Raw genomic sequence first — 24,935 nt, forward strand, 5'->3', positions numbered from 1 at the left:
CCGACTTGTCGGGGCATTTGTTTTTCTGAGGAGCTCAGGAAAAAAGGATCTTTCAGCTGATTCGTCCCGAATAAGGTTTACACCTGTGTCAGGGCTAGACAGTAGGAGCTGCCGCAGAGTGCATTTCAGTCGATATATTCGAACAGCTTCACAATCTTCTGCACACCGGAAACACCCTGTACCAGGTTGGTGGCTTGGGCAGCTTCCTGTTTGGTCAGCAAGCCCAGTAGATAGACGATGCCATTCTCGGTCACGACTTTGATGCGCGAGCCGGGAATACTATTGTCTGTGAGCATCTGGGTCTTGATCTTGGTGGTCAGCCAAGCGTCGTTCTGTCGCGCCAAAAGCGAGGAGGGCTGCAAAACTTGCAGCTCGTTGTGCACCGTCTTCACGCGCTGGACAGTGCTGGCGGCTTGTTCGGCCTGAGCTTTGAGGTCGTTACGCGGAGTCTGTCCGGCGAGCAGGACGACGCCGTTGAAGCTGGTAACAACGATGTGCGAGTTGTTGTCCAGGTCTGGATTGGCCTTGGCGATGTTCACGCCGACCTTGGTTTCGATCAGGGTGTCGTCGATCTTGCTGCCAAAGGTGCGGGTTCCGCGGTCGTCATTAATGGGGTTTTCACGGCTGGCGCTAACCACCGAAGTGCAGCCGCTGATGCTCAGGCATAGAGTCAAGGCCAGTAGGCCAAGGCGATTAGGGGTCATTCTTCACTCCCGAACAGTTGGCTGTCGATCAAGTCGCAAAGGCAGTGGATCGCCAGCAGGTGGACTTCCTGAATACGTGCAGTGACATTGGCCGGTACGCGGATTTCGACGTCTTCGGGCAAGAGCAGCGAGGCCATGCCGCCGCCATCGCGTCCGGTTAATGCTACGACAATCATTTCGCGATCATGTGCGGCCTGGATCGCTTGAATAATGTTCGCCGAGTTGCCGCTGGTCGAAATCGCCAGCAAAACATCGCCAGGCTGGCCGAGGGCGCGGATCTGTTTTGAAAATATTTCGTTGTAACTGTAGTCGTTGGCGATCGAGGTGATCGTCGAGCTGTCGGTGGTCAGTGCGATGGCTGGCAGGCTCGGGCGCTCGCGCTCGAAGCGGTTGAGCAGTTCGGACGAGAAATGCTGCGCGTCGCCCGCAGAGCCACCATTACCGCACGAGAGCATTTTGCCTTCGTTGAGCAGGGCGTTGACCATCACCTGACTGGCTTGCTCGATGTGCGGTGCAAGTACGTCCATCGCCTGTTGCTTGGTGTCGATACTGGCCTGAAAAAGCTGGCGAATTCGGGATTGCATGTCCATCTGTGTGACCTTAAGTGGCGCGGCTTTCCGGCACATGAATGTGCAGCCCGCAAAGCAAAGAGCAAAATTGTTCAGTGAAAGTGTTTGGCTCGGCTTGAGCGCTTCGATCAGCTGTCAAAGGCATTCCGTAGCCAGTTCAAATGAGGTGCTGCACCGCTGATGCTGTCTATCGCGACCACATCGAAACGGCAGGGGTGATTGGCCCAACGCGACTCGCGCTGCAAAAAATACTGCGCGGCAAGTATCAGCTTCTGGCGCTTGCGTGCATCGATGCTGGCAAGTGCGCCACCCCATTGCGTGTGCTGTCTGTAACGGACTTCGACGAATACTACTGTATCGCCGTCAAGCATGACCAGATCAAGCTCGCCGCGTTTGCACAGCCAGTTCTGCGCCAGCAGGCGCAGACCTTGTTGTTGGAGATGCTTGAGCGCTTGGCTTTCGGCATCCTTTCCGCTTTGTTGGCGTGACCTGTCGGGCATCAGCGTGGGGTATCAGGCAGGCGTTGAACCTGGCCGCTGACGAATTGGGCCCAAGGCAGTTGACGCTGGACGCGTTGTGTCCGGCTCATGCTCAGGCTCCCTGACAGCCCTTCGATGCGGCTGTCTGGTAGAGCTTTGAGCTGACCCAGGCGCGGTGCAAGGCGATAGGCGTCGACGCCCATTGCGTACAGGCGACCCAGGCTGCCGCCGGCTTGTGGCCATTGTGCAGTCACTTGTTTGCGCAGTGGATCGTTAGCGTCCAGTAGCCATGGTGTTTCGCAGAAGCGCACACCATTCATGTCGTTGTACTGGTTTTGATCGCCGCTGGCGCTGAATACGTGCGAGGTGGCGTAAACCGGTACATCACCTGCGTACTGGAAATTCAGGGTTGGCTTGATCTGTTGGGCTTGCTGCGGGGTCACAGCGAGGAAGATGAACTCGATGTCCTGGCGACGCGAAGGCTGTGCGGCCACCTGCGAACCCACAGTGCTTTGCAGGCTCTTGGCGCGGCCTTCGCTCTGACGCAGCTGGAACAGGTCGGCGATCTGCTGAGCCAGGGCAACTGGCTGGTCAACGTGTTCGACGCCGATCACGGTGCCGCCGTTGGCTTCCCAATCCTGACGGAAAGCTTTGAGTACGCGATCGCCCCATTCACCTTTCGGCACCATGGCGGCGGCGCGATGCAGGCCATCGGCGCGGGCGCGGCGAGACACTTCGCGGGCTTCATCTTCGGCGGCAAGGCCGAACTGGAACAGTTGAGCGGGTCCTTGTTCGCCTTCGCTGTAGTTCAGCGCCAGGGTGGTGATTGGCAGTTGCGGGCGAGCACTGAGTTGTTTGACCAGCGGTTTTTCCAGTGGGCCGATCACCAGCTGTACGCCGGCGGCCTGGGCTTTTTGATAGAAATCGTCCAGCGAGGTCAGGCGAGAGCTGTCATAAAATTCGATGCTTGGTGGCTTCTGCCCGGCTTGTTGAGCCTGGTAGTGAGCGGCCATGAAGCCTTCGCGCAGGGCTTTGCCGACGGAGGCCAGCGGGCCCTCTTGTGGCAGCAGCAGGGCGATTTTGGTCAGAGGCTGGCTGGCCAGTTCCTTGAGCTTGGTCAACGGTAGTGGCAGTTGAATGGATGCCGGATGTTTAGGGTGCTGCGCGCGCCAGTTGTCGATAGCCGCTTGTTGTTGCTCCAGGGTGGCGGCGGTTTTCACTGCCAGGGCCAGGCTCAGCCAGCCGCCGAGATCGTCATTGCTGGTGGGTTGCAATTGATCGGTAGGCAGGGCGGCAATCAGGGCCCAGATCGCTTCGTGGTTTTTGCTGGCTGCGTCGCCACTGAGCAGCGGGGCGATGAAGATGCGTTCCCGCGCGGCGGCCAGGGTCTGACCATCAGACTCAAGCGCGAGAGCATGCACGCTGCCGGTGCGGATCTGTTGTTCGACCGGCAATTCGCCCAGACGCTGCAGGCTTGGGTGGCTCAACGCAGTCAGCGCCGCTTTGGGCTGATTGCGGGCCATGGCCAGTTCAGCCGCCAGGGTGCTGGCGAAGACCTGTTGGCCTGGTTTGAGTTGTTCCAGCGGGACCAGCGCAAGAATCTGAGCGGCCTGGCCGGCTTTGTTTTGGTGATAGGCCAGGTCCGCCGCGCTCAAGCGCAGCAAGGCTGCTTTCTCGGGCGTTTTGCTCGCGGCGGCCTGTTCGAGCAACTGCTCGATACTGGCATCCGGGGTCCGTGGAAGTTCGCCAAGGCTGGACGAGGGCGAGCTGGCGCAAGCCGCCAATAGGGCAGCGAGGCAGAGGGCAGAGAACAGCCGCAGGCAAGCGATCATGTAATGTTCCTGATACTCGATCAAATTAGCGTGGAATTGTACCCAAGCACTGGCCGGGGCGCGATGTTACTGGCGTTAAACCGTCAATTTAGATCGTGTAAATGTTGCCGAACCTTGGAAAAGACCGAAAAGCGCAGGGCTACAAGGTGCCTGTGGGGCGCATTGAGAAGGCCTCTACAGGCTACAATGGCGCTTTTCCCTATCAAGAGGTGTGCGCTTTGACTGCTCCAGGTGCTTTGAATTCCGCTGCTGGCTCGCTTTATGTGGTGGCGACGCCCATCGGCAACCTGGACGACATCAGTGCGCGGGCGCTGAAAATATTGCGTGAGGTGGCGTTGATCGCCGCCGAAGACACGCGTCATTCCCTGCGGTTGCTACAGCACTTTGGTATTTCCACGCCGCTGGCGGCGTGCCATGAACACAATGAGCGTGACGAAGGCAGTCGTTTTGTCACTCGATTGTTGGCCGGCGATAACGTGGCGCTGATTTCTGACGCTGGCACGCCACTGATTTCCGATCCTGGCTACCACCTGGTTCGTCAGGCCCGTGCTGCGGGTATCAATGTAGTGCCTGTGCCGGGCGCTTGTGCACTGATTGCCGCCTTGTCTGCGGCGGGTTTGCCGTCTGATCGCTTTATCTTTGAAGGTTTTCTGCCGGCCAAGGCGGTGGGGCGTCGCGCTCGTCTGGAACTATTAAAGGAAGAGCCGCGCACGCTGATTTTTTACGAGGCTCCCCACCGGATTCTGGAATGCTTGCAGGATATGGAGTTGGTATTCGGCGCTGAGCGGCCGGCGTTGCTGGCTCGTGAGTTGACCAAAACCTTCGAGACACTCAAGGGTTTGCCTCTGACGGACCTGCGGGCTTTTGTCGAGGGTGACAGTAATCAGCAGCGCGGCGAGTGCGTTGTGCTGGTGGCGGGGTGGTCCGCACCCGTAAGTGACGAAGCGGTCAGTAGCGAGTCGATGCGTATTCTCGACCTGCTGCTCAAAGAAATGCCGCTCAAACGAGCCGCAGCATTGGCGGCGGAAATTACCGGCGAGCGCAAAAATGTCTTGTATCAGGTTGCCCTGGACAAGCAGAAAGGCGAGTAGGTCGCAGGTCGCAGAGTGGCAAAAGGCTTTTAACGCTTGTTCTTGGGCGGCTCAGCCGTTAATCTTTGCAACGGAGAGTCGATTGGACAGTCGCTGCCTTCTATGAAAATTAGAGGGGGGAGGAAAGTCCGGGCTCCATAGGGCGAAGTGCCAGGTAATGCCTGGGAGGCGTGAGCCTACGGAAAGTGCCACAGAAAATAACCGCCTAAGCACTTCGGTGCCGGTAAGGGTGAAAAGGTGCGGTAAGAGCGCACCGCACGACTGGCAACAGTTCGTGGCTAGGTAAACCCCACTTGGAGCAAGACCAAATAGGGTTCCAAGGCGTGGCCCGCGCTGGAACCGGGTAGGTTGCTAAAGATGTCCAGTGATGGCCATCGTAGACGAATGACTGTTCACGACAGAACCCGGCTTACAGATCGACTCTCCACCTTTTTCCCTCCCTGCTTGAATCAATAGCAGAAGCGCTTTTGTAATACCGAAAAAATCTTACTCTTAACAAATCACTTTAACTTCTGATCGTAGCCTTCTGGCTTGATTGAAGTTAGCGAGTTAAAACATCCGCAAAAATCTCGCCACCCCTCCTATTAGTCTCCTAAATCTCCGATCTGTAAGGCTTTTCCGTGAAACCGCGCCTTGACGGTGTGGTGGGCGCATTCCTATAGTGTGCGCAAGTGGCGGAAAGTGGCATGAAGTGGGTTTTTTGAGCGTAAAACGCTAATATTTGGAGAAACGCTGACGTGTTTCGCGGAGCTAACGCTATCAGTCTCGATGCAAAAGGCCGTCTCGCCATGCCGAGCCGGTATCGTGACGAGCTCGTTTCGCGAAGTTCCGGGCAATTAATTGTCACGATCGATGCCGTTGATCCTTGTTTATGTGTTTATCCCCTCGATGAGTGGGAGCTGATTGAAACCAAACTGCGCGCACTGCCTTCGCTACGCGAAGAAAACCGTCGTTTGCAACGTTTGCTGATTGGTAATGCCGTCGACCTCGAGCTCGATGGCAGTGGTCGTTTTCTGGTTCCGCCACGTTTGCGTGAATATGCCAAGTTGGATAAGCGCGCGATGTTGGTTGGCCAACTGAACAAGTTCCAATTATGGGACGAGGATGCCTGGGACGCGGTTTCTGCTGCGGACCTGGCTGCTATTCAACAACCGGGCGCTATGCCTGATGAACTGCGTGATTTGATCCTGTGACTATTGATAGCGGCTTTAACCACATCACCGTACTGCTTGACGAAGCCGTAGAGGCTCTCGCCGTACGCCCTGATGGCTGCTATCTGGACGGAACGTTCGGGCGCGGCGGGCATAGTCGCCTGATACTGAGTCAGCTCGGTCCCGATGGTCGTGTGCTGGGGTTTGACAAAGATCCTCAAGCGATTGCCACCGGGCAAACGCTAGCGGCCGAAGACGGCCGCTTTGTCGTTGTGCAGCGCAGCTTTGCCGAGCTGGGTTCGGAAATCGCCGAACGCGGTCTGGCCGGCAAGATCAACGGCGTTCTGCTTGACCTGGGCGTGTCCTCGCCACAACTCGATGATCCGGAGCGCGGCTTCAGTTTCATGAATGACGGCCCGCTGGACATGCGCATGGACCCGAGTCGCGGGGTCAGCGCCGCCGAGTTCATTGCTACGGCTCCCGCAGAAGAAATCGCCCGGGTGTTCAAGGAATACGGTGAAGAACGTTTCTCCGGGCGCATGGCTCGTGCGGTCGTCGAGCGTCGTGTCATCAAGCCGTTCGAGCGTACCGGCGATCTGGCCGAAGTCCTGAAAGTCGCCAATCCGGCCTGGGAAAAGGGCAAGCACCCGGCTACCCGGGCTTTCCAGGGTTTGCGCATTCACGTCAATAACGAACTGGGCGATCTGGAAACTGGCCTCGAAGCAGCGCTGGAATCTCTCGAAGTGGGTGGCCGTCTGGTCGTCATCAGCTTCCACTCGCTGGAAGACCGCATCGTCAAATTGTTCATGCGTCGTCTGGTGAAGGGTGAAACCGACAACCTGCCGCGCAACCTGCCGGTACGTTTCGAAGCCTTCGTGCCGAAAATCAAAGTCCATGGCAAACCGCAGTTCGCTTCCGAAGCCGAACTCAAGGCCAACCCACGTTCTCGTAGCGCTGTCATGCGCGTCGCGGAGAAGCTGCGGTGAGCAAGCTCTTCGCCAAGCCACTTCCCGGCGGAAGCTTTTTCATGCTGCTGCTGTTTATTGGCGTGCTGGTTTCTGCGATTGGGGTGTCTTACAGCGCTCACTGGAACCGTCAGCTTCTCAACTCCCTCTACGGCGAATTGAGTGTGCGCGACAAGGCGCAGGCCGAGTGGGGCCGGTTGATTCTCGAGCAGAGCACCTGGACGGCCCACAGCCGGATCGAAGTGCTCGCGGCCGAGCAACTGAAGATGCGCATTCCTGGCGCGGCTGAAGTCCGTATGGTGGCGCCATGATGAAACTCGAAGGGGCTCTTTATCCTTGGCGTTTCCGCGTGGTGCTGGGTTTGCTGGCACTGATGGTGGGCGCGATCGTCTGGCGCATCATCGACCTGCAGGTTGTCGATCATGACTTCCTCAAAGGTCAGGGTGACGCTCGCAGTGTTCGTCATATCCCGATCCCGGCGCACCGCGGCTTGATTACCGACCGTAATGGCGAGCCTTTGGCCGTCAGTACGCCGGTGACAACTTTGTGGGCCAACGCCAAGGAAATGCAGCTGGCCAAGGACCGGTGGCCCGCGCTGGCTGCCGCTTTGGGGCAAGACCCTAAAGCACTGACCGAACGCCTCGAGGCGCAGGCCAATAAAGAATTTATCTATCTGGTACGTGGTTTGACCCCCGAGCAGGGTCAGTCCGTGCTTGATCTGAAAGTGCCCGGTGTCTACGGCATCGAAGAGTTCCGGCGTTTCTACCCGGCCGGTGAAGTGACCGCTCACATGGTCGGCTTTACCGACATCGATGACCACGGCCGAGAAGGCGTCGAGCTGGCTTATGATGAGTGGCTGGCCGGTGTGCCCGGCAAGCGTCAGGTTATCAAGGACCGGCGTGGCAGATTGATCCAGGATGTCCAGGTCACCAAAAACGCCAAGGCTGGTAAGCCCTTGGCGTTGTCAATTGATCTGCGTCTGCAATACCTGGCCAACCGTGAACTGCGTAACGCCATTGTGGAAAACGGCGCGAAAGCCGGCAGCCTGGTGATCATGGATGTGAAGACCGGCGAGATTCTGGCCATGGTCAACCAGCCAACCTACAACCCGAACAACCGCCGCAACCTGCAGCCAGCGATGATGCGCAACCGCGCCATGATCGACGTGTTCGAACCGGGTTCGACCATGAAGGCGATCTCCATGAGCGCTGCGCTTGAAACCGGGCGCTGGAAGCCAAGCGACACGGTCGAGGTTTATCCGGGCACCTTGCAGCTGGGTAAATACACCATTCGTGACGTCTCCAAGACTGAAGGTCCGGTACTCGACCTGACCGGAATTCTGATCAACTCCAGTAACGTCGGCATGAGTAAGGTCGCCTTTGATATCGGCGGCGAAACCATTTTCCGTCTGGCACAGAAAGTCGGCCTCGGTCAGGACACTGGCCTCAGCTTCCCCGGTGAACGTGTTGGCAACCTGCCGAACTATCGCGATTGGAAAAAGGCCGAGACGGCCACGCTGTCCTATGGCTACGGCCTCTCCGTGACCGCGATTCAACTGGTCCACGCCTTCTCGGCGCTGGCCAACAACGGCCGCATCGCGCCGCTGACCCTGATCAAGATTGACAAAGCTCCAGAAACCACCCAGGTGATTCCGGAGAACGTCGCGAAAACCATGCAAGGTATGTTGCAGCAAGTGATCGAAGCGCCACGCGGCGTGTTCCGCGCACAAGTGCCGGCTTATCACGTGGCCGGCAAGAGTGGTACCGCACGTAAGACGTCGGTGGGCACCAAGGGTTATGCGGAGAACTCCTATCGCTCCCTGTTCGCCGGTTTTGGCCCGATGAGCGATCCGCGTTACGCGATCGTGGTGGTCATTGATGAGCCAAGCAAGGCCGGTTACTTCGGTGGTCTGGTGTCGGCGCCGGTGTTCAGCAAAGTGATGTCCGGCACCCTGCGCTTGATGAATATCTCGCCGGATAACCTGCCTACGACGCAGCAAGCGAATGCAACACCCGGCAATTTAGTAAAAGCCAATGGAGGGCGCGGCTAATGTCTCTTAGCCTGAACAAGATTTTTGCCCACGCCGGTCGTGATCTGTTGATTCGCGAGTTGACGCTGGATAGCCGCACAGTTCGTGCAGGCGACCTGTTTCTCGCGGTTCCTGGCGGCAAGGTGGATGGCCGTGCACACATTAACGACGCCTTGATGCGCGGCGCGGCAGCGGTTGCCTATGAAGTCGAAGGCGTTACCGTTCTACCTATTACCGATGTACCGCTGATTCCGGTCAAAGGTCTGGCGGCGCAGCTGTCGGATATCGCCGGGCGCTTCTACGGCGACCCAAGCCGCAACCTGAATCTGGTCGGCGTGACCGGCACCAACGGTAAAACCAGCGTGACCCAATTGGTTGCGCAGGCGCTGGACTTGCTTGGCCAGCATTGCGGCATCGTCGGCACATTGGGGACCGGTTTCTATGGCGCGCTGCAAAGCGGCCTGCATACCACGCCCAATCCGATTGCCGTGCAGGCAACCTTGGCTGACCTGAAAAAGGCTGGCGCGAAAGCCGTGGCGATGGAAGTCTCCTCCCATGGTCTGGATCAAGGTCGCGTCACCGCCCTGGCGTTTGATGTGGCGGTAATGACCAACCTGTCCCGGGATCATCTGGATTATCACGGGACCATGGAAGTCTATGCCGACACCAAGGCCAAACTGTTCGGCTGGGCTGATCTGCGCTGCCGGGTGATCAACCTCGACGACGATTTTGGTCGGCAACTGGCCGCCGAAAAACAGGAGTCACGGCTGATCAGCTACAGCCTGGAAGATTCCAGCGCTTACCTGTATTGCCGTGAAGCGCAGTTTGACGACGAGGGCGTACGCGCCACGTTGGTCACGCCTCAGGGCGAACACCATTTGCGCAGCACCTTGCTCGGTCGATTCAACCTGAGCAACGTGTTGGCGGCTGTCGGCGCCTTGCTCGGTCTGGACTACGCGCTGGACGAGATCCTGCAGGTACTGCCGAAACTCGAAGGCCCGGTCGGTCGCATGCAACGCCTGGGCGGTGGCACTCAGCCGCTGGTAGTGGTCGATTACGCCCATACCCCGGATGCGCTGGAAAAAGTTCTGACGGCTCTGCGTCCTCATGCCAAGGGCAAGTTGCTGTGCCTTTTCGGTTGCGGCGGCGATCGTGATCGCGGCAAGCGTCCGTTGATGGCGCAAGTGGTCGAGCGTCTGGCGGACGGTGTATTGGTCACCGACGACAATCCGCGCACTGAAGAGCCATCGAAAATATTCGACGATATTCGCGCGGGTTTCAGCGCTGTGGATAAAGTCACGTTCGTGGCCGGTCGTGGCCAGGCCATTGCCCAACTGATTGCCAGTGCCTCGGCCGACGATGTGATCGTTCTGGCCGGTAAAGGTCATGAGGATTATCAGGAAATCAATGGCAAGCGCCATGACTTCTCCGATCTGGTCGAGGCCGACAAGGCTTTGACCGCATGGGAGGTGGCTCATGCTTAAAGCGTTGAAATTGAGCGAACTGACCGGACCTTTGGCAGGTCGCCTGATCGCTGGCGATTGCAGCTTTGACGGCGTCAGCATCGACAGCCGTGCAATCAAACCTGGGCAACTGTTTATCGCCCTGACCGGTCCGCGTTTCGATGGTCATGACTATCTGAATGACGTCGCCGCCAAAGGCGCAGTCGGCGCACTGGTCGAGCGTGAAGTGGCTGATTCCGTTCTGCCGCAATTGCTGGTGACTGATACCCGTCACGCCTTGGGTGAGCTCGGCGCGCTGAATCGTGCGGCTTACACCCATCCAGTAGCGGCGATCACTGGCTCCAGCGGCAAAACCACCGTCAAGGAAATGCTCGCGAGCATTCTGCGCACGCGCGGGCCTGTACTGGCGACCCGCGGCAACCTGAATAATGACCTCGGCGTCCCGCTGACCTTGCTCGAACTGGCCCCGGAACACACGGCGGCGGTGATCGAGCTCGGGGCTTCGCGGATCGGCGAGATTGCCTACACCGTTGGCATGACCAAGCCTCATGTGGCCGTGATCAACAACGCCGGGACCGCCCATGTCGGCGAATTCGGCGGGCCTGAGAAAATTGTCGAAGCCAAAGGCGAGATACTTGAAGGGCTGGATGCTTCAGGCATCGCCGTTCTCAATCTCGACGACAAGGCATTCGCCATCTGGAAGGCCCGTGCTGCTGGCCGTCAGGTGCTGAGTTTTGCCCTGAACAATGCCACTGCCGATTTTCATGCAACCGATCTGGATCGCGATGCGCGCGGTTGCCTGGCGTTCAATCTGCACAGCCCGCAAGGTGTGGAGCGGGTTCAGCTCAATCTTCTGGGCAGCCATAACGTTGCCAACGCTCTGGCTGCGGCTGCCGCGGCTCATGCACTGGGCGTCTCGCTGTTGGGTATCGCCACTGGCCTGGGCGCGGTTAAGCCAGTCAAGGGTCGCACCGTTGCGCAACTGGCGAAAAACGGCATGCGCGTGATTGATGACACTTACAATGCAAACCCCACCTCTATGTGCGCCGCCGTTGATATACTCGCCGGCTTTTCCGGACGCACCGTTCTGGTGCTCGGAGATATCGGCGAGTTGGGCGAGTGGGCGGAGCAGGGGCACCGCGATGTTGGCGCTTATGCCGCTGGCAAGGTTTCCGCTCTTTATGCCGTGGGGCCGATGATGGCTCACGCCGTGACAGCTTTTGGTCAACAGGCTTATCACTTCGCCACTCAGGCTGAGCTGATCGAAGCGCTGGGCGCCGAACACGATACAAACACCACTATTTTGATCAAGGGATCGCGCAGCGCGGTGATGGAAAACGTCGTCGCGGCTTTGTGTGGTTCCAGCGGGGAGAAACATTAATGCTGCTGCTGCTGGCTGAATATCTGCAACAGTTCTACAAAGGCTTCGCGGTCTTCCAGTACCTGACCCTGCGCGGGATCCTCGGTGTGCTGACCGCGTTGTCGTTGTCGCTGTGGCTGGGGCCATGGATGATCCGCACCTTGCAGAATCGCCAGATCGGTCAGTCGGTACGTAACGACGGGCCGCAATCGCACTTGTCCAAATCGGGCACGCCGACCATGGGTGGTGCGTTGATCCTTTCCGCAATCACTATCAGTACATTGCTCTGGGCCGACCTGGATAACCGTTACGTCTGGGTCGTGCTACTGGTGACGCTGCTGTTTGGCGCGATTGGTTGGGTTGATGACTACCGCAAGGTGATCGAGAAGAACTCCCGTGGTCTGCCAAGCCGCTGGAAGTACTTCTGGCAGTCGGTGTTTGGCCTGGGCGCGGCGATCTTTCTTTATATGACCGCACCAAGCGCGGTGGAAACCACCCTGATTCTTCCAATGCTGAAGGATTTCAGCATTCCCTTGGGCTTCGGTTTCATCGTCCTGACCTATTTCGTCATCGTTGGCTCAAGCAACGCGGTCAACCTGACCGACGGCCTCGATGGTTTGGCAATCATGCCAACCGTGATGGTCGGCGGCGCACTGGGGATCTTCTGCTACCTGTCGGGTAACGTGAAGTTCGCCGAATACCTGCTGATCCCTTATGTACCGGGCGCGGGTGAGCTGATTGTGTTCTGCGGGGCGTTGATCGGTGCCGGTCTGGGCTTCCTCTGGTTCAACACTTACCCAGCTCAAGTTTTCATGGGCGACGTCGGCGCACTGGCGCTGGGCGCGGCGCTAGGCACCATTGCGGTCATCGTCCGTCAGGAAATCGTCCTGTTCATCATGGGCGGCGTGTTCGTGATGGAAACCCTGTCGGTCGTCATCCAGGTTGCTTCCTTTAAGTTGACCGGTCGCCGTGTGTTCCGCATGGCACCGATTCACCACCATTTTGAACTCAAGGGCTGGCCAGAGCCGCGTGTGATCGTCCGTTTCTGGATCATCACCGTGATTCTGGTCCTGGTCGGCCTTGCCACCCTGAAGCTGAGGTAGAACGAGTGTCTCTGATCGCTTCTGACCACTTCCGCATCGTTGTCGGCCTCGGCAAGAGCGGCATGTCCCTGGTTCGCTTCCTGGCGAGTCGGGGCGTGTCGTTTGCTGTGGCCGATACGCGGGAAAATCCACCGGAGCTGGTCACGCTGCGCCGTGACTACCCGCACGTGGAAGTGCGTTGTGGCGAGCTGGATGTCGAGTTCCTGTGCCGTGCCGACGAGCTCTACGTGAGCCCCGGCCTGGCCCTGGCGACACCGGCTCTGCAAGCGGCAGCCGCTCGTGGCGTGAAGCTTTCCGGTGACATCGAGCTGTTCGCGCGTAACGCGAAGGCGCCGATTGTCGCCATCAGCGGCTCCAACGCGAAAAGCACCGTCACCACCCTGGTGGGTGAAATGGCAGCGGCTGCTGGCAAACGTGTGGCGGTTGGCGGCAACCTCGGTACGCCAGCGCTGGACCTGCTCAGCGACGACGTCGAGCTGTATGTGATGGAGCTGTCGAGTTTCCAGCTTGAGACGACAGATCAACTCGGTGCTGAAGTCGCCACCGTGTTGAACGTCAGCGAAGACCACATGGACCGCTACAGCGGCCTGCCGGCGTACCACTTGGCCAAGCACCGGATATTCCGTGGCGCCAGGCAAGTGGTGGTCAACCGCCAGGACGCTTTGAGCCGTCCATTGATCGGCGAAGGTTTGCCGTGCTGGACCTTCGGTTTGAGCAAACCCGACTTCAAGGCTTTCGGTCTGCGTGAAGAGAACGGCGAGAAGTATCTGGCCTTCGAATTCCAGAACCTGATGCCGGTTCGCGAGTTGAAAATTCGTGGTGCTCACAATCAGTCCAACGCCCTGGCGGCCCTGGCCCTGGGGCATGCCGTGGGGCTGCCGTTCGACGCGATGCTGTCGAGCCTGCGCACTTTCGCTGGCCTCGAGCATCGCTGCCAATGGGTCCGGGACCTGAATGGCGTGAGCTACTACAACGACTCCAAAGCCACCAACGTCGGTGCCGCATTGGCCGCCATTGAGGGCTTGGGCGCAGACATCGCTGGCAAGCTAGTGCTGATTGCCGGCGGCGATGGCAAGGGTGCGGACTTCAAGGACCTGCGAGGTCCAGTTGCGGCCAACTGCCGTGCCGTGGTGCTGATGGGCCGTGACTCGGAGTTGATTGCTGAGGCAATCGGCGACGAGGTTCCACTGATTCGCGTCAGTTCGCTGATCGAAGCCGTCGAGCGCAGCCAGGCACTCGCCGAGGCAGGCGACGCAGTGCTGCTGTCGCCGGCCTGCGCCAGTTTCGACATGTTCAAGAACTACGAAGAGCGCGGGCAGTTGTTCGCCCAGGCTGTGGAGGACTTGGCATGAGCTTCGGACTAGGAAATGTCATCAAGCCGTACCCCTCGCCGCTCATCACCGGTCGCGGTATCGACCTCGACTTTCCGATGCTTGCCGGTTGCCTGGCATTGATCGGCCTCGGGCTGGTCATGATCGCCTCGGCATCGACCGAAGTGGCGGCGGTGCAGTCGGGCAGTGCCCTGTACTACATGATTCGCCACCTTATCTACATCGTGCTGGGCCTTGGTGCCTGCGTCATCACCATGATGATTCCTATCGCCACCTGGCAACGCCTGGGCTGGCTGATGCTGCTTGGTGCGTTCGGTTTGCTGGTGATGGTGATCGTCCCGGGGATTGGCCGTGAAGTGAACGGTTCGATGCGCTGGATCGGCTTCAGTTTCTTCAACGTTCAGCCTTCCGAGATCGCCAAGGTATTCGTGGTGATCTACCTCGCCGGTTATCTGGTGCGTCGCCAGAAAGAAGTGCGTGAAAGCTGGATGGGCTTCTTCAAGCCATTCATCGTTCTGCTGCCAATGGCCGGCCTGTTGCTGATGGAACCGGACTTCGGTGCCACCGTTGTAATGATGGGCGCCGCGGCGGCGATGCTGTTTCTCGGCGGGGTCGGGCTGTTCCGTTTTTCCTTGATGGTTGTCCTGGCGGTCGCGGCGGTGGTGTTGTTGATTCAAGTGCAGCCGTATCGAATGGCGCGCCTGACCAACTTTGCCGATCCGTGGGCCGACCAGTTCGGCGCCGGCTACCAGTTGTCTCAAGCATTGATCGCTTTTGGTCGCGGCGGATGGCTGGGCGTTGGCCTGGGTAACAGCGTGCAGAAACAGTTCTACCTGCCGGAAGCCCACACCGACTTCGTGTTCTCGGTCCTGGCCGAAGAACTGGGTGCCGTGGGTTCGTTGTGCACGGTAGCGCTGTTCGTCTTTGTTTGTATTCGTGGCATGTACATCGGCTATTGGGCCGAGAAGGCCAAGCAATTCTTCGCTGCCTACATCGCGTACGGTCTGTCGTTCCTGTGGATCGGTCAGTTCCTGATCAACATCGGGGTGAACGTCGGCCTGCTGCCGACCAAAGGCCTGACCCTGCCGTTCCTCAGTTATGGCGGCAGTTCGTTGGTGATCTGCGGTGCCTGTCTCGGCTTGTTGCTGCGCATCGAGTGGGAGAGTCGAACCCACCTGGGCAGTGAAGAGATGGAGTTCCAAGAGAGCGACTTCGCCGAGGAGTCGACCCATGGGCGCTAACGTGCTGATTATGGCGGGCGGAACCGGTGGACACGTGTTCCCGGCGCTGGCCTGTGCCCGTGAGTTCCAGTCCCGTGGCTACACCGTGCACTGGCTGGGCACACCACGCGGCATCGAAAACGATCTGGTCCCGGCGGCCGGTCTTGAACTGCATCGCATCAATGCCAGCGGACTGCGGGGCAAGGGCAAGCTGTCGCTGCTCAAGGCACCGTTCATGCTGCTCAAGTCGATCTGGCAGGCACGGGCGATCATTCGTCGGTTGCGGCCAGTCTGCGTGGTCGGCTTTGGTGGTTATGTGACTGGCCCCGGTGGCGTCGCTGCCAAACTGGCCGGTGTTCCGGTCATCGTTCATGAGCAGAACGCCGTCGCCGGTACCGCCAATCGGTTGCTCATGCCGTTGGCCGCCCGAGTCTGTGAAGCATTCCCCGACACCTTTACCCTGTCGGACAGCCGTCGGACCACCGGTAATCCGGTGCGCACCGAACTGTTCCTCGAAACACCGCGACCAGCCCTGGCCGGTCGCAAGGCGCGTTTGCTGATCCTGGGTGGAAGCCTGGGTGCAGAACCGTTGAACAAGTTGCTGCCTGAAGCCCTGTCGCAAGTCGCCGTCGACCTGCGCCCGGAAGTGTTTCATCAGGCTGGCAAAAACCACGATGAAGTGACTGCGCAGCGCTATCGCGAGGCTGGCGTCGAGGCGCAAGTGCAGCCTTTCATCAAAGACATGGCCCAGGCCTATGGCTGGGCCGACCTGGTGGTGTGCCGTGCAGGCGCGTTGACCATCAGTGAACTGGCCGCTGCCGGTCTGCCCTCGATGCTGGTGCCTCTGCCCCACGCCATCGACGATCACCAGACCCGCAACGCCGAATATTTGGCCCGTGAAGGCGCTGCCTTCCTGATGCCGCAAAGAACGACTGGCGCAGCCGATCTGGCTGCTCGCCTGACAGAGGTTTTGATGCAACCGGAACGACTCAATAGCATGGCGAGCGCTGCCCGCCGCCTGGCCAAACCCGATGCCACCCGTAGCGTGGTCGATATCTGCCTGGAGGTGGCCCATGGTTGAGAATCAGAAAGCCATGCCGCAACCGGAAATGCGCCGTATCCGTCGTATCCACTTCGTCGGTATCGGCGGCGTTGGGATGTGCGGGATTGCCGAAGTGTTGTTGAACCTGGGTTATGACGTTTCCGGTTCCGACCTGAAAGCAACGCCAGTGACCGAGCGTCTCGAGTCCTTTGGTGCACACATCTTTATCGGCCACCGTGCCGAAAACGCTGCGAACGCCGATGTGCTGGTGGTTTCCAGTGCCGTGAACACTTCCAATCCGGAAGTCGCCACTGCTCTGGAACGCCGGATTCCGGTGGTGCCGCGTGCTGAAATGCTCGCCGAGCTGATGCGCTATCGCCACGGCATCGCCGTTGCCGGTACTCACGGCAAAACCACCACTACCAGCCTGATCGCCTCGGTGTTCGCGGCCGGTGGTCTGGACCCTACCTTCGTCATCGGTGGCCGGCTGAATGCAGCAGGCACTAATGCACAGCTGGGCACCAGCCGTTATCTGATCGCCGAAGCTGACGAAAGCGATGCCAGCTTCCTGCACTTGCAGCCACTGGTAGCGGTCGTCACCAACATCGACGCCGACCACATGGCGACCTACGACGGTGACTTCAACAAGCTGAAGAAAACCTTCGTCGAGTTCCTGCACAACCTGCCGTTCTACGGTTTGGCGGTGGTGTGTCTGGACGACCCGGTAGTGCGTGAAATCCTGCCGCTGGTGAAACGCCCGACGGTCACTTACGGCTTCGGCGAAGACGCCGACGTGCGCGCCATCAATGTGCGTCAGCAAGGCATGCAGACCTTCTTCACCGTGCTGCGCCCTGACCGCGAGCCACTGGATGTTTCGGTGAACATGCCGGGCAACCATAACGTATTGAACTCGCTGGCGACCATCGCCATCGCCACCGACGAGGGCGTCAGCGATGAAGCCATCGTCCAGGGCCTGTCCGGGTTCCAGGGTGTTGGTCGACGCTTCCAGGTCTACGGCGAACTGCCGGTAGAAGGCGGCAATGTCATGCTGGTGGACGACTACGGTCACCACCCGACCGAAGTCGCAGCCGTCATCAAAGCCGTGCGCGGTGGTTGGCCGGATCGGCGTCTGGTGATGGTTTACCAGCCGCACCGTTACAGCCGTACTCGCGACCTGTACGACGATTTCGTCAATGTGCTGGCCGACGCCAACGTCTTGCTGCTGATGGAAGTCTATCCGGCCGGCGAAGAGCCGATCCCGGGAGCTGACAGCCGCAAGCTGTGCAACAGCATCCGTCAGCGCGGTCAGCTCGATCCGATCTACATCGAGCGTGGCGTCGACCTTGCACCGCTGGTCAAACCGCTGCTGCGTGCCGGTGACATCCTGCTGTGCCAGGGCGCCGGTGATATCGGCGGTCTCGCACCAAAACTGTTGAGCAGTCCGCTGTTTGCGGGCGCCGTTGCTGCTGCCAGTCAGGGGAAATTGAAATGACTGCCGCCTACGCCAACCTGTTCTCGACGATCGAGCCGAAAGACTTCGGTCGCGTCGCCGTGCTGTTCGGTGGCAAGAGCGCCGAGCGTGAGGTTTCGCTGAAATCCGGCAACGCCGTTCTTGAAGCACTGCAAGGCGCCGGTGTGAACGCCTTCGGCATCGATGTCGGCGATGACTTCCTGCAACGTTTGCTGAGCGAGAAAATCGACCGCGCGTTTATCATTCTCCACGGTCGTGGCGGTGAAGACGGCAGTATGCAGGGCCTGCTGGAATGCCTGGGCATTCCTTACACTGGCAGCGGCATCCTTGCCTCTGCGTTGGCCATGGACAAGCTGCGGACCAAGCAGGTCTGGCACAGCCTGGGTATTCCGACACCGCGTCACGCGGTACTGAGCAGCGAAGCCGATTGTATTTCTGCAGCGACGGAACTGGGCTTCCCTTTGATCGTCAAACCGGCCCATGAAGGTTCAAGTATCGGTATGGCCAAAGTGAGTTCTGCGTCCGAGTTGATCGACGCATGGAAAGCGGCCAGTACCTATGATTCGCAAGTGTTGGTTGAACAATGGATTCAAGGTCCGGAGTTCACCATCGCCACTCTGCGTGACCAGGTGTTGCCACCGATCGCCTTGGGCACGACCCACAGTTTCTACGACTACGACGCCAAGTACGTGGCTTCCGATACCCAGTACCGGATTCCATGTGGCCTTGATAGTGCCAAAGAACAAGAGCTCATGGACCTCACGGCAAAAGCCTGTGAGGCGCTGGGTATCGCCGGTTGGGGACGGGCTGACGTGATGCAGGACGCCGAAGGGCAGTTCTGGTTTCTGGAAGTCAACACTGCACCGGGTATGACCGACCACAGTCTGGTCCCAATGGCAGCCCGTGCAGCCGGCCTGGATTTCCAACAGTTGGTGTTGGCGATTTTAGCCGCAAGTGTTGCCAGCAACGAAGAGCCGCGAGGTTAAGCCCATGCAAGGCGCCCAGCTACGTCATCAGCAACCCGTCCCCGGCCGTAAGCCGGTGCCGCGTGGTGCCAGCCGTATGGTGGCTAAAGAGCCGATGTCGGTGCGCCTGCCGAAAGCCAATTTCGGTTTCCTCAAGGCCTTGTTCTGGCCGGTGCTGTTGGTGGCTCTGGGCTTCGGTACCTACGAAGGCGCGCAGCGTTTGCTGCCTTATGCCGATCGGCCAATCACCAAGATCAACGTCCAGGGTGATTTGAGTTACATCAGCCAGCAAGCCGTGCAGCAGCGAATCGCCCCTTACGTGGCGGCGAGCTTCTTCACCATCGACCTGGAGAGCATGCGTACCGAACTTGAAAAAATGCCGTGGATTGCCCACGCCGAAGTGCGTCGCGTCTGGCCTGATCAAGTAGTGATTCGCCTGGAAGAACAACTGCCCGTGGCCCGTTGGGGCGATGAAGCGCTGTTGAACAACCAAGGCGAGGCGTTCACCCCGCGTGAGCTGGCGAACTACGAACACTTGCCACAGCTGTTCGGCCCGCAGCGGGCTCAACAGCAAGTGATGCAGCAGTATCAGGTGTTGAGCCAGATGCTTCGGCCGATGGGCTTTTCGATTGCCCGTCTGGAGTTGCGTGAACGTGGCAGCTGGTTTCTGACCACCGGTGCAGGCAGCGCCGGCCCGGGGATCGAACTGTTGTTGGGTCGCGGTTACCTGGTTGAAAAGATGCGCCGCTTCATTGCCATCTATGAAAAAACGCTGAAAGAACAGATTACGAACATTGCGCGCATCGATCTGCGCTATGCCAACGGCCTCGCCGTAGGCTGGCGGGAACCTGTAGCGCCCACGACGGCCCAACCCGCTGTCGCGAAGAATTAAGAAGAGGCAGGACCAATGGCTAATGTGCAAAGCGGCAAAATGATCGTCGGTCTGGATATCGGCACTTCCAAAGTGGTAGCGCTGGTGGGCGAGGTCTCGGCCGATGGCACGCTGGAAATCGTCGGTATCGGCACGCATCCGTCGCGCGGCCTGAAGAAGGGCGTGGTGGTGAATATCGAGTCCACCGTGCAGTCGATCCAGCGCGCTATCGAAGAAGCGCAATTGATGGCCGGTTGCCGCATTCACTCGGCGTTCGTCGGTGTGGCGGGCAATCACATTCGCAGCCTGAACTCCCACGGCATCGTGGCGATTCGTGATCGCGAAGTCAGCTCGGCGGACCTTGAGCGAGTACTCGATGCGGCCCAGGCTGTGGCGATTCCGGCTGACCAGCGCGTGCTGCACACCTTGCCGCAGGATTACGTGATCGATAACCAGGAAGGTGTGCGTGAGCCTCTGGGCATGTCCGGCGTACGTCTGGAAGCCAAGGTCCACGTGGTCACCTGCGCGGTGAACGCGGCACAGAACATTGAAAAGTGCGTGCGTCGCTGCGGTCTGGAAATCGACGACATCATTCTCGAGCAACTGGCTTCCGCTTACTCGGTCCTGACCGATGACGAGAAAGAGCTGGGCGTGTGCCTGGTGGACATCGGCGGTGGCACTACTGATATCGCAATCTTCACCGAAGGCGCGATTCGTCACACCGCGGTGATCCCGATTGCCGGTGATCAAGTGACCAACGACATCGCCATGGCGTTGCGCACTCCGACCCAGTACGCCGAAGAAATCAAGATTCGCTATGCCTGCGCCCTGGCCAAACTGGCCGGTGCCGGTGAAACCATCAAGGTCCCGAGCGTCGGTGATCGTCCGCCGCGCGAGCTGTCCCGTCAGGCCCTGGCCGAAGTGGTCGAGCCGCGTTACGACGAGCTGTTCACGCTGATTCAGGCCGAACTGCGTCGCAGTGGCTACGAAGACCTGATCCCGGCCGGCATCGTGCTGACCGGTGGTACGTCGAAGATGGAAGGCGCGGTCGAACTGGCCGAAGAGATTTTCCACATGCCGGTTCGCCTGGGCGTACCGCACGGTGTCAAAGGGCTCGACGATGTCGTGCGCAACCCGATTTATTCCACCGGTGTGGGCTTGCTGATGTACGGGCTGCAAAAACAGTCCGATGGCGTGTCCTTTTCCGGGATCAGCAGCAATCGAGACAGCTACAACAGTGACGAGGCTAAAACCCCACTGTTCGATCGTCTCAGGAGCTGGGTTCAGGGCAACTTCTAAAGATTTATCGCAAGACAGTTTCAAAGTGGCAGCAGTAGGCGAAAAAACTAGAGAAATGAAAGGAGAGGGAAAATGTTCGAACTCGTAGACAACATCCCCGCAAGCCCGGTAATCAAAGTTATCGGTGTCGGCGGTGGCGGCGGCAACGCTGTCAACCATATGGTCAAGAGCAACATTGAAGGTGTGGAATTCATCTGCGCCAACACTGATGCCCAGGCGCTGAAAAGCATCGGCGCGCGGACCATCCTGCAATTGGGCACTGGCGTGACTAAAGGCCTGGGTGCTGGCGCGAATCCTGAAGTGGGTCGTCAGGCCGCTCTGGAAGACCGTGAGCGCATTGCCGAAGTGCTGCAGGGCACCAACATGGTGTTCATCACCACAGGCATGGGCGGTGGTACCGGTACCGGTGCTGCGCCAATCATTGCCGAAGTGGCCAAGGAAATGGGCATCCTCACCGTTGCAGTGGTGACCCGTCCGTTCCCGTTCGAAGGTCGCAAGCGCATGCAGATCGCCGATGAAGGCATCCGTCTGCTGTCCGAAAGCGTCGACTCGTTGATCACCATTCCCAACGAGAAACTGCTGACCATCCTCGGTAAAGACGCCAGCCTTCTGTCGGCTTTTGCCAAGGCTGACGATGTTTTGGCCGGTGCCGTTCGCGGTATCTCCGACATCATCAAGCGCCCAGGCATGATCAACGTCGACTTCGCTGACGTGCGTACCGTGATGAGCGAAATGGGCATGGCGATGATGGGCACTGGTTGCGCCAGCGGTCCGAACCGTGCACGTGAAGCGACTGAAGCGGCCATCCGCAACCCGTTGCTCGAAGACGTGAACCTGCAAGGTGCACGCGGTATTCTGGTGAACATCACTGCCGGTCCTGACCTGTCTCTGGGTGAGTACTCGGACGTTGGTAGTATCATCGAAGCGTTCGCTTCCGAGCACGCAATGGTCAAGGTCGGTACTGTTATCGATCCGGACATGCGCGACGAACTGCACGTGACGGTGGTTGCCACAGGTCTGGGCGCTAAAATCGAGAAGCCTGTGAAGGTCATCGACAATACTGTTCATACCTCCATGGCCGCTCAATCGCCAGCACCTTCGCGTCAGGAAATGCCGTCGGTGAACTACCGCGATCTGGACCGTCCAACCGTTATGCGCAACCAGGCTCAGGCCAGTGCTGCGACTGCGGCGAAGATGAATCCACAGGATGATCTAGACTATCTGGACATTCCGGCATTTCTGCGTCGCCAGGCCGATTGATGGAATGTATCAGGGGTATTAGGGTGATTGGTGTTCAGCAAAGGTCTGGTCTGCTATTATCGCCAGCCTTTGTTGATACCAGTTCGCAATTTGCGCTGAAGCGGCCCAAGCCATGATTAAACAACGCACCCTGAAAAATATTATCCGTGCCACAGGTGTAGGTCTGCACTCCGGGGAGAAGGTATACCTGACCCTCAAGCCTGCACCTGTAGACACCGGCATTGTGTTTTGTCGTGCCGACCTGGACCCTGTGGTGCAGATTCCTGCTCGCGCGGAAAACGTTGGTGAAACCACAATGTCGACCACACTGGTCAACGGTGACACCAAAGTGGACACGGTGGAGCACTTGCTCTCAGCCATGGCTGGCCTGGGCATCGATAACGCCTACGTCGAGCTCTCCGCGTCCGAAGTCCCGATCATGGATGGTAGCGCTGGACCCTTCGTATTCCTGATTCAATCTGCCGGCCTGGAAGAACAGGACGCAGCTAAAAAGTTCATCCGTATCCTGCGTGAAGTGACTGTGGAAGACGGCGACAAGCGCGCCACTTTCCTCCCTTTCGAAGGCTTCAAAGTGAGCTTTGAGATCGATTTCGATCACCCGGTGTTCCGTGACCGCACTCAAAGTGCCAGCGTGGATTTTTCCAGCACTTCGTTCGTAAAAGAAGTCAGCCGCGCCCGGACCTTTGGTTTCATGAGTGATATCGAGTACCTGCGCAAGCACAACCTCGCACTCGGCGGTAGCGTTGAAAACGCCATCGTGGTCGACGCGGATGGTGTACTGAACGAAGACGGCCTTCGCTATGAAGACGAATTCGTGAAGCACAAAATCCTCGATGCAATTGGTGACCTCTACCTGCTGGGCAACAGCCTGATAGGTGAGTTCCGCGGCTTCAAGTCGGGGCATGCACTGAACAACCAGCTTCTGCGCAAATTGATTGAGCAGAAAGATGCGTGGGAAGTCGTGACCTTCGAAGATGCCAGCACTGCACCGATCTCTTACATGCGTCCCGTCGCGGCGGTGTAAGTAACACTCTCTTTCCTTTTGTTTTTAAAGGCTGCCTTCAGGTGGCCTTTTTTTATGGCTGACGGAAAGTGGCTGTCTCTATTTTTGGCGGCGCCTATCAGGGCCCCATCGCGAGCAAGCTCGCCTCCTACAGGTTTTGCACAGGTCTTGTAGGAGCCGAGCTTGCTCGCGATGAGGCCGGTATTCACAACGTGAATTTGCCCGCCACCACCCGATTCCGCCCACTGTCTTTGGCCTGATAGAGTGCTTTGTCGGCGGTGAACAGCAGTGTTTCCAGGCTTTCCCCGGGGGCTCCTGACCAAGTGCTGAGGCCGATGCTCACCGTGATTGGCAATGTGTCGCCATTGATCGGCGCAAGCATTTCGACGGCGGCGCGGATGTTCTCGGCAATGCGTAACGCGCCGAGGGTATCGGTCTCGGCCAGGACCACGGCAAACTCCTCGCCGCCATAACGGGCGGCAAGGTCCGCCGGGCGACGGATATTCTCGCTGATCACACTGGCGACCGTGCGCAGCGCCTCGTCACCGACCTGATGGCCGTGCCGGTCGTTGAACGCCTTGAAATGATCCGCATCGATCATCAGCACCGACAGCGGCTTGCCCGAACGCTGCGCACGAGCCCATTCACGGCTGAGTACATGATCCAGTGCTCTACGGTTGGCCACGCCGGTCAGCGCATCGGTAGCGGCCAGTTGCGCCAGTTCCTGCTCGGCGTTGTGGCGCAGACGCAGCTCGCGGCACAGCAGCCAGGTCAGCCAGAGCAGGCCGATGCAGAGCACGCCGGTGGCACTGCTGATCAGTACTGCGGTGCGCTTCCATGGGGCAAGTACTTCATCGGTCGAGAGCGCTACCACGACGATTAATGGCAGTTTGCCAACCCGGGAGAAGGTGTACAGCCGCTGTTGGCGATCGCGGCTCGAGACACTGCTGAAGCTGCCATTGCCTTCTCGCAGAATGCGCATGAAGTTGGGTCGGTTACTGAAGTCCTTTCCGATCAGGTCATCGGCCAGGGTCGGCTCCTGGGCCAGCAGGACACCGTCGGTGCTGATCAGATTAACCGAGCTGTTACGATCGATACTCAAACTCCTGAACAACTGATTGAAGTAGCTCAGGCGCATGGCCGCTTCAGCGACACCGAGAAACTCGCCCTGTTGGGAGGAAACGCGTCGGCTGAAGCTGATGCGCCAGTCGTGATCAGCGCGTCTGGCCTTGAACGGACGGCTGATAAACATTCCGCTGTCGGGATTCTGTACATGGGACTGGAAGTACTCACGGTCGGCGTAGTTACCCGCCCGCGGTTCAACTGACGCCGAGTCGGCGATGACGTTGCCGCGTTGATCGAGTAACAGAATGTCGCCTTTATGAGGGGCGGCAGTTGCTCGATCGAACATCGCCAGATGACGTATTTGCGGGGAAACCATCGTGAGGTCGGTACGCTGCGAAGCGGATATCAATCCCTGCAAGGACAGGTCATAGAGCTCGATGTTGCGCAGCACATCGGCGTCGATCAACCGCACGATGTTGGAGGCAGCACGGGTCGCGGCCAGCTCGGCACTTCGGTGTTCGCGGATCAGCAGAAAGGTCACGATGCTCAGAATGGCAATCACGGTCAGCGAACTGCCGAGAATCAGAATCCACTCCGACCGGCTGACGGGGGGCAGGTGCAGGGATGTCGCACTACTCACACTCATGGTTCTGGCTTCTGCT

At 58.9% G+C, this 24,935-nt stretch carries 22 protein-coding genes and 1 other RNA gene; 18 read left to right on the top strand and 5 right to left on the bottom strand.

Annotated features, from left to right (window positions below; genetic code table 11):
• Positions 1-125: 125 nt before the first annotated feature.
• From ACZYSM_RS18650 to ACZYSM_RS18665, 4 genes are all read right to left on the bottom strand, one after another.
• Positions 126-704: a BON domain-containing protein gene (locus tag ACZYSM_RS18650; protein WP_489073331.1), complete on the bottom strand. Its 579-nt coding sequence runs from the start codon at positions 702-704 to the stop codon at positions 126-128.
• Positions 701-1,294, bottom strand: a complete 594-nt coding sequence (locus ACZYSM_RS18655) for a phosphoheptose isomerase (protein WP_007904374.1) — start codon at positions 1,292-1,294, stop codon at positions 701-703. Before ACZYSM_RS18655 ends, ACZYSM_RS18650 begins: the two co-directional genes overlap by 4 nt.
• Before the next feature lie 107 nt (positions 1,295-1,401).
• A complete protein-coding gene (locus tag ACZYSM_RS18660; protein ID WP_489073333.1) occupies positions 1,402-1,773 on the bottom strand; it encodes a YraN family protein in 372 nt (123 codons plus the stop codon).
• Positions 1,773-3,584: a penicillin-binding protein activator gene (locus ACZYSM_RS18665; RefSeq protein ID WP_489073335.1), complete on the bottom strand. Its 1,812-nt coding sequence runs from the start codon at positions 3,582-3,584 to the stop codon at positions 1,773-1,775. The genes ACZYSM_RS18660 and ACZYSM_RS18665 overlap by 1 nt, the downstream gene beginning before the upstream one ends.
• Before the next feature lie 218 nt (positions 3,585-3,802).
• Here ACZYSM_RS18665 and rsmI point away from each other — a divergent pair, with 218 nt between their 5' ends.
• The 18 genes from rsmI (at position 3,803) to lpxC (ending at position 23,229) form a co-directional block, all read left to right on the top strand.
• Complete coding sequence (rsmI, locus tag ACZYSM_RS18670) at positions 3,803-4,675, top strand: 16S rRNA (cytidine(1402)-2'-O)-methyltransferase (protein ID WP_489073337.1); 873 nt, start codon at positions 3,803-3,805, stop codon at positions 4,673-4,675.
• 74 nt (positions 4,676-4,749) lie between these two features.
• Positions 4,750-5,103, top strand: an RNA gene (rnpB, locus tag ACZYSM_RS18675) — RNase P RNA component class A.
• Positions 5,104-5,412: 309 nt separating this feature from the next.
• Positions 5,413-5,868 (top strand): division/cell wall cluster transcriptional repressor MraZ, encoded by a 456-nt coding sequence (mraZ, locus tag ACZYSM_RS18680; protein WP_019693566.1) that lies wholly within the window; start codon positions 5,413-5,415, stop codon positions 5,866-5,868.
• Positions 5,865-6,812, top strand: a complete 948-nt coding sequence (gene rsmH, locus ACZYSM_RS18685) for a 16S rRNA (cytosine(1402)-N(4))-methyltransferase RsmH (RefSeq protein ID WP_489073339.1) — start codon at positions 5,865-5,867, stop codon at positions 6,810-6,812. Before mraZ ends, rsmH begins: the two co-directional genes overlap by 4 nt.
• Positions 6,809-7,102: a cell division protein FtsL gene (gene ftsL, locus ACZYSM_RS18690; RefSeq protein WP_489073341.1), complete on the top strand. Its 294-nt coding sequence runs from the start codon at positions 6,809-6,811 to the stop codon at positions 7,100-7,102. The genes rsmH and ftsL overlap by 4 nt, the downstream gene beginning before the upstream one ends.
• Positions 7,102-8,841, top strand: a complete 1,740-nt coding sequence (locus tag ACZYSM_RS18695) for a peptidoglycan D,D-transpeptidase FtsI family protein (protein WP_489073457.1) — start codon at positions 7,102-7,104, stop codon at positions 8,839-8,841. Before ftsL ends, ACZYSM_RS18695 begins: the two co-directional genes overlap by 1 nt.
• The gene (locus tag ACZYSM_RS18700; RefSeq protein WP_489073343.1) at positions 8,841-10,304 is read left to right on the top strand and encodes a UDP-N-acetylmuramoyl-L-alanyl-D-glutamate--2,6-diaminopimelate ligase; all 1,464 of its coding nucleotides are present in this window, start codon (positions 8,841-8,843) and stop codon (positions 10,302-10,304) included. Before ACZYSM_RS18695 ends, ACZYSM_RS18700 begins: the two co-directional genes overlap by 1 nt.
• Positions 10,297-11,664, top strand: coding sequence for a UDP-N-acetylmuramoyl-tripeptide--D-alanyl-D-alanine ligase (locus ACZYSM_RS18705; RefSeq protein ID WP_489073345.1), 1,368 nt, complete (start codon positions 10,297-10,299; stop codon positions 11,662-11,664). Before ACZYSM_RS18700 ends, ACZYSM_RS18705 begins: the two co-directional genes overlap by 8 nt.
• A complete protein-coding gene (gene mraY / locus ACZYSM_RS18710; protein WP_489073347.1) occupies positions 11,664-12,746 on the top strand; it encodes a phospho-N-acetylmuramoyl-pentapeptide-transferase in 1,083 nt (360 codons plus the stop codon). Before ACZYSM_RS18705 ends, mraY begins: the two co-directional genes overlap by 1 nt.
• A 5-nt stretch (positions 12,747-12,751) precedes the next feature.
• Positions 12,752-14,098 (top strand): UDP-N-acetylmuramoyl-L-alanine--D-glutamate ligase, encoded by a 1,347-nt coding sequence (gene murD, locus ACZYSM_RS18715; RefSeq protein WP_489073349.1) that lies wholly within the window; start codon positions 12,752-12,754, stop codon positions 14,096-14,098.
• On the top strand, positions 14,095-15,318 hold the full coding sequence (ftsW, locus tag ACZYSM_RS18720; RefSeq protein WP_489073351.1) for a putative lipid II flippase FtsW: 1,224 nt from the start codon (positions 14,095-14,097) through the stop codon (positions 15,316-15,318). Before murD ends, ftsW begins: the two co-directional genes overlap by 4 nt.
• A complete protein-coding gene (gene murG / locus ACZYSM_RS18725) occupies positions 15,308-16,378 on the top strand; it encodes an undecaprenyldiphospho-muramoylpentapeptide beta-N-acetylglucosaminyltransferase (protein ID WP_489073353.1) in 1,071 nt (356 codons plus the stop codon). Before ftsW ends, murG begins: the two co-directional genes overlap by 11 nt.
• Complete coding sequence (gene murC, locus ACZYSM_RS18730; RefSeq protein ID WP_489073355.1) at positions 16,371-17,831, top strand: UDP-N-acetylmuramate--L-alanine ligase; 1,461 nt, start codon at positions 16,371-16,373, stop codon at positions 17,829-17,831. Before murG ends, murC begins: the two co-directional genes overlap by 8 nt.
• The gene (locus ACZYSM_RS18735) at positions 17,828-18,796 is read left to right on the top strand and encodes a D-alanine--D-alanine ligase (RefSeq protein WP_489073357.1); all 969 of its coding nucleotides are present in this window, start codon (positions 17,828-17,830) and stop codon (positions 18,794-18,796) included. Before murC ends, ACZYSM_RS18735 begins: the two co-directional genes overlap by 4 nt.
• Before the next feature lie 4 nt (positions 18,797-18,800).
• Complete coding sequence (locus ACZYSM_RS18740; protein ID WP_489073359.1) at positions 18,801-19,667, top strand: cell division protein FtsQ/DivIB; 867 nt, start codon at positions 18,801-18,803, stop codon at positions 19,665-19,667.
• Between the two features lie 15 nt (positions 19,668-19,682).
• A complete protein-coding gene (gene ftsA, locus ACZYSM_RS18745) occupies positions 19,683-20,945 on the top strand; it encodes a cell division protein FtsA (RefSeq protein WP_489073361.1) in 1,263 nt (420 codons plus the stop codon).
• Positions 20,946-21,017: 72 nt separating this feature from the next.
• Entirely contained in the window at positions 21,018-22,205 is a 1,188-nt protein-coding gene (ftsZ, locus tag ACZYSM_RS18750) for a cell division protein FtsZ (RefSeq protein WP_489073363.1), read from the top strand.
• 112 nt (positions 22,206-22,317) lie between these two features.
• Complete coding sequence (gene lpxC / locus ACZYSM_RS18755) at positions 22,318-23,229, top strand: UDP-3-O-acyl-N-acetylglucosamine deacetylase (RefSeq protein WP_489073365.1); 912 nt, start codon at positions 22,318-22,320, stop codon at positions 23,227-23,229.
• 184 nt (positions 23,230-23,413) lie between these two features.
• Here lpxC and ACZYSM_RS18760 read toward each other — a convergent pair whose 3' ends face one another.
• Positions 23,414-24,919, bottom strand: a complete 1,506-nt coding sequence (locus ACZYSM_RS18760; protein WP_489073367.1) for a diguanylate cyclase — start codon at positions 24,917-24,919, stop codon at positions 23,414-23,416.
• Between the last annotated feature and the right edge of the window lie 16 nt (positions 24,920-24,935).

This window comes from Pseudomonas sp. F220, from assembly GCF_057813935.1.

What these genes read in the sequence shown, in the direction of transcription:
- mraY (WP_489073347.1), top strand. Translation starts at nt 11,664, where the DNA reads ATGCTGCTGCTGCTGGCTGAATATCTGCAACAGTTCTACAAAGGCTTC.
- murC (WP_489073355.1), top strand. Translation starts at nt 16,371, where the DNA reads ATGGTTGAGAATCAGAAAGCCATGCCGCAACCGGAAATGCGCCGTATC.
- ACZYSM_RS18660 (WP_489073333.1), bottom strand. Translation starts at nt 1,773, where the DNA reads ATGCCCGACAGGTCACGCCAACAAAGCGGAAAGGATGCCGAAAGCCAA.
- ftsA (WP_489073361.1), top strand. Translation starts at nt 19,683, where the DNA reads ATGGCTAATGTGCAAAGCGGCAAAATGATCGTCGGTCTGGATATCGGC.
- ACZYSM_RS18735 (WP_489073357.1), top strand. Translation starts at nt 17,828, where the DNA reads ATGACTGCCGCCTACGCCAACCTGTTCTCGACGATCGAGCCGAAAGAC.
- ACZYSM_RS18665 (WP_489073335.1), bottom strand. Translation starts at nt 3,584, where the DNA reads ATGATCGCTTGCCTGCGGCTGTTCTCTGCCCTCTGCCTCGCTGCCCTA.
- ACZYSM_RS18650 (WP_489073331.1), bottom strand. Translation starts at nt 704, where the DNA reads ATGACCCCTAATCGCCTTGGCCTACTGGCCTTGACTCTATGCCTGAGC.
- murG (WP_489073353.1), top strand. Translation starts at nt 15,308, where the DNA reads ATGGGCGCTAACGTGCTGATTATGGCGGGCGGAACCGGTGGACACGTG.
- ftsW (WP_489073351.1), top strand. Translation starts at nt 14,095, where the DNA reads ATGAGCTTCGGACTAGGAAATGTCATCAAGCCGTACCCCTCGCCGCTC.
- ftsZ (WP_489073363.1), top strand. Translation starts at nt 21,018, where the DNA reads ATGTTCGAACTCGTAGACAACATCCCCGCAAGCCCGGTAATCAAAGTT.
- ACZYSM_RS18700 (WP_489073343.1), top strand. Translation starts at nt 8,841, where the DNA reads ATGTCTCTTAGCCTGAACAAGATTTTTGCCCACGCCGGTCGTGATCTG.
- lpxC (WP_489073365.1), top strand. Translation starts at nt 22,318, where the DNA reads ATGATTAAACAACGCACCCTGAAAAATATTATCCGTGCCACAGGTGTA.
- ACZYSM_RS18695 (WP_489073457.1), top strand. Translation starts at nt 7,102, where the DNA reads ATGAAACTCGAAGGGGCTCTTTATCCTTGGCGTTTCCGCGTGGTGCTG.
- ACZYSM_RS18705 (WP_489073345.1), top strand. Translation starts at nt 10,297, where the DNA reads ATGCTTAAAGCGTTGAAATTGAGCGAACTGACCGGACCTTTGGCAGGT.
- ACZYSM_RS18760 (WP_489073367.1), bottom strand. Translation starts at nt 24,919, where the DNA reads ATGAGTGTGAGTAGTGCGACATCCCTGCACCTGCCCCCCGTCAGCCGG.
- ACZYSM_RS18740 (WP_489073359.1), top strand. Translation starts at nt 18,801, where the DNA reads ATGCAAGGCGCCCAGCTACGTCATCAGCAACCCGTCCCCGGCCGTAAG.
- ACZYSM_RS18655 (WP_007904374.1), bottom strand. Translation starts at nt 1,294, where the DNA reads ATGGACATGCAATCCCGAATTCGCCAGCTTTTTCAGGCCAGTATCGAC.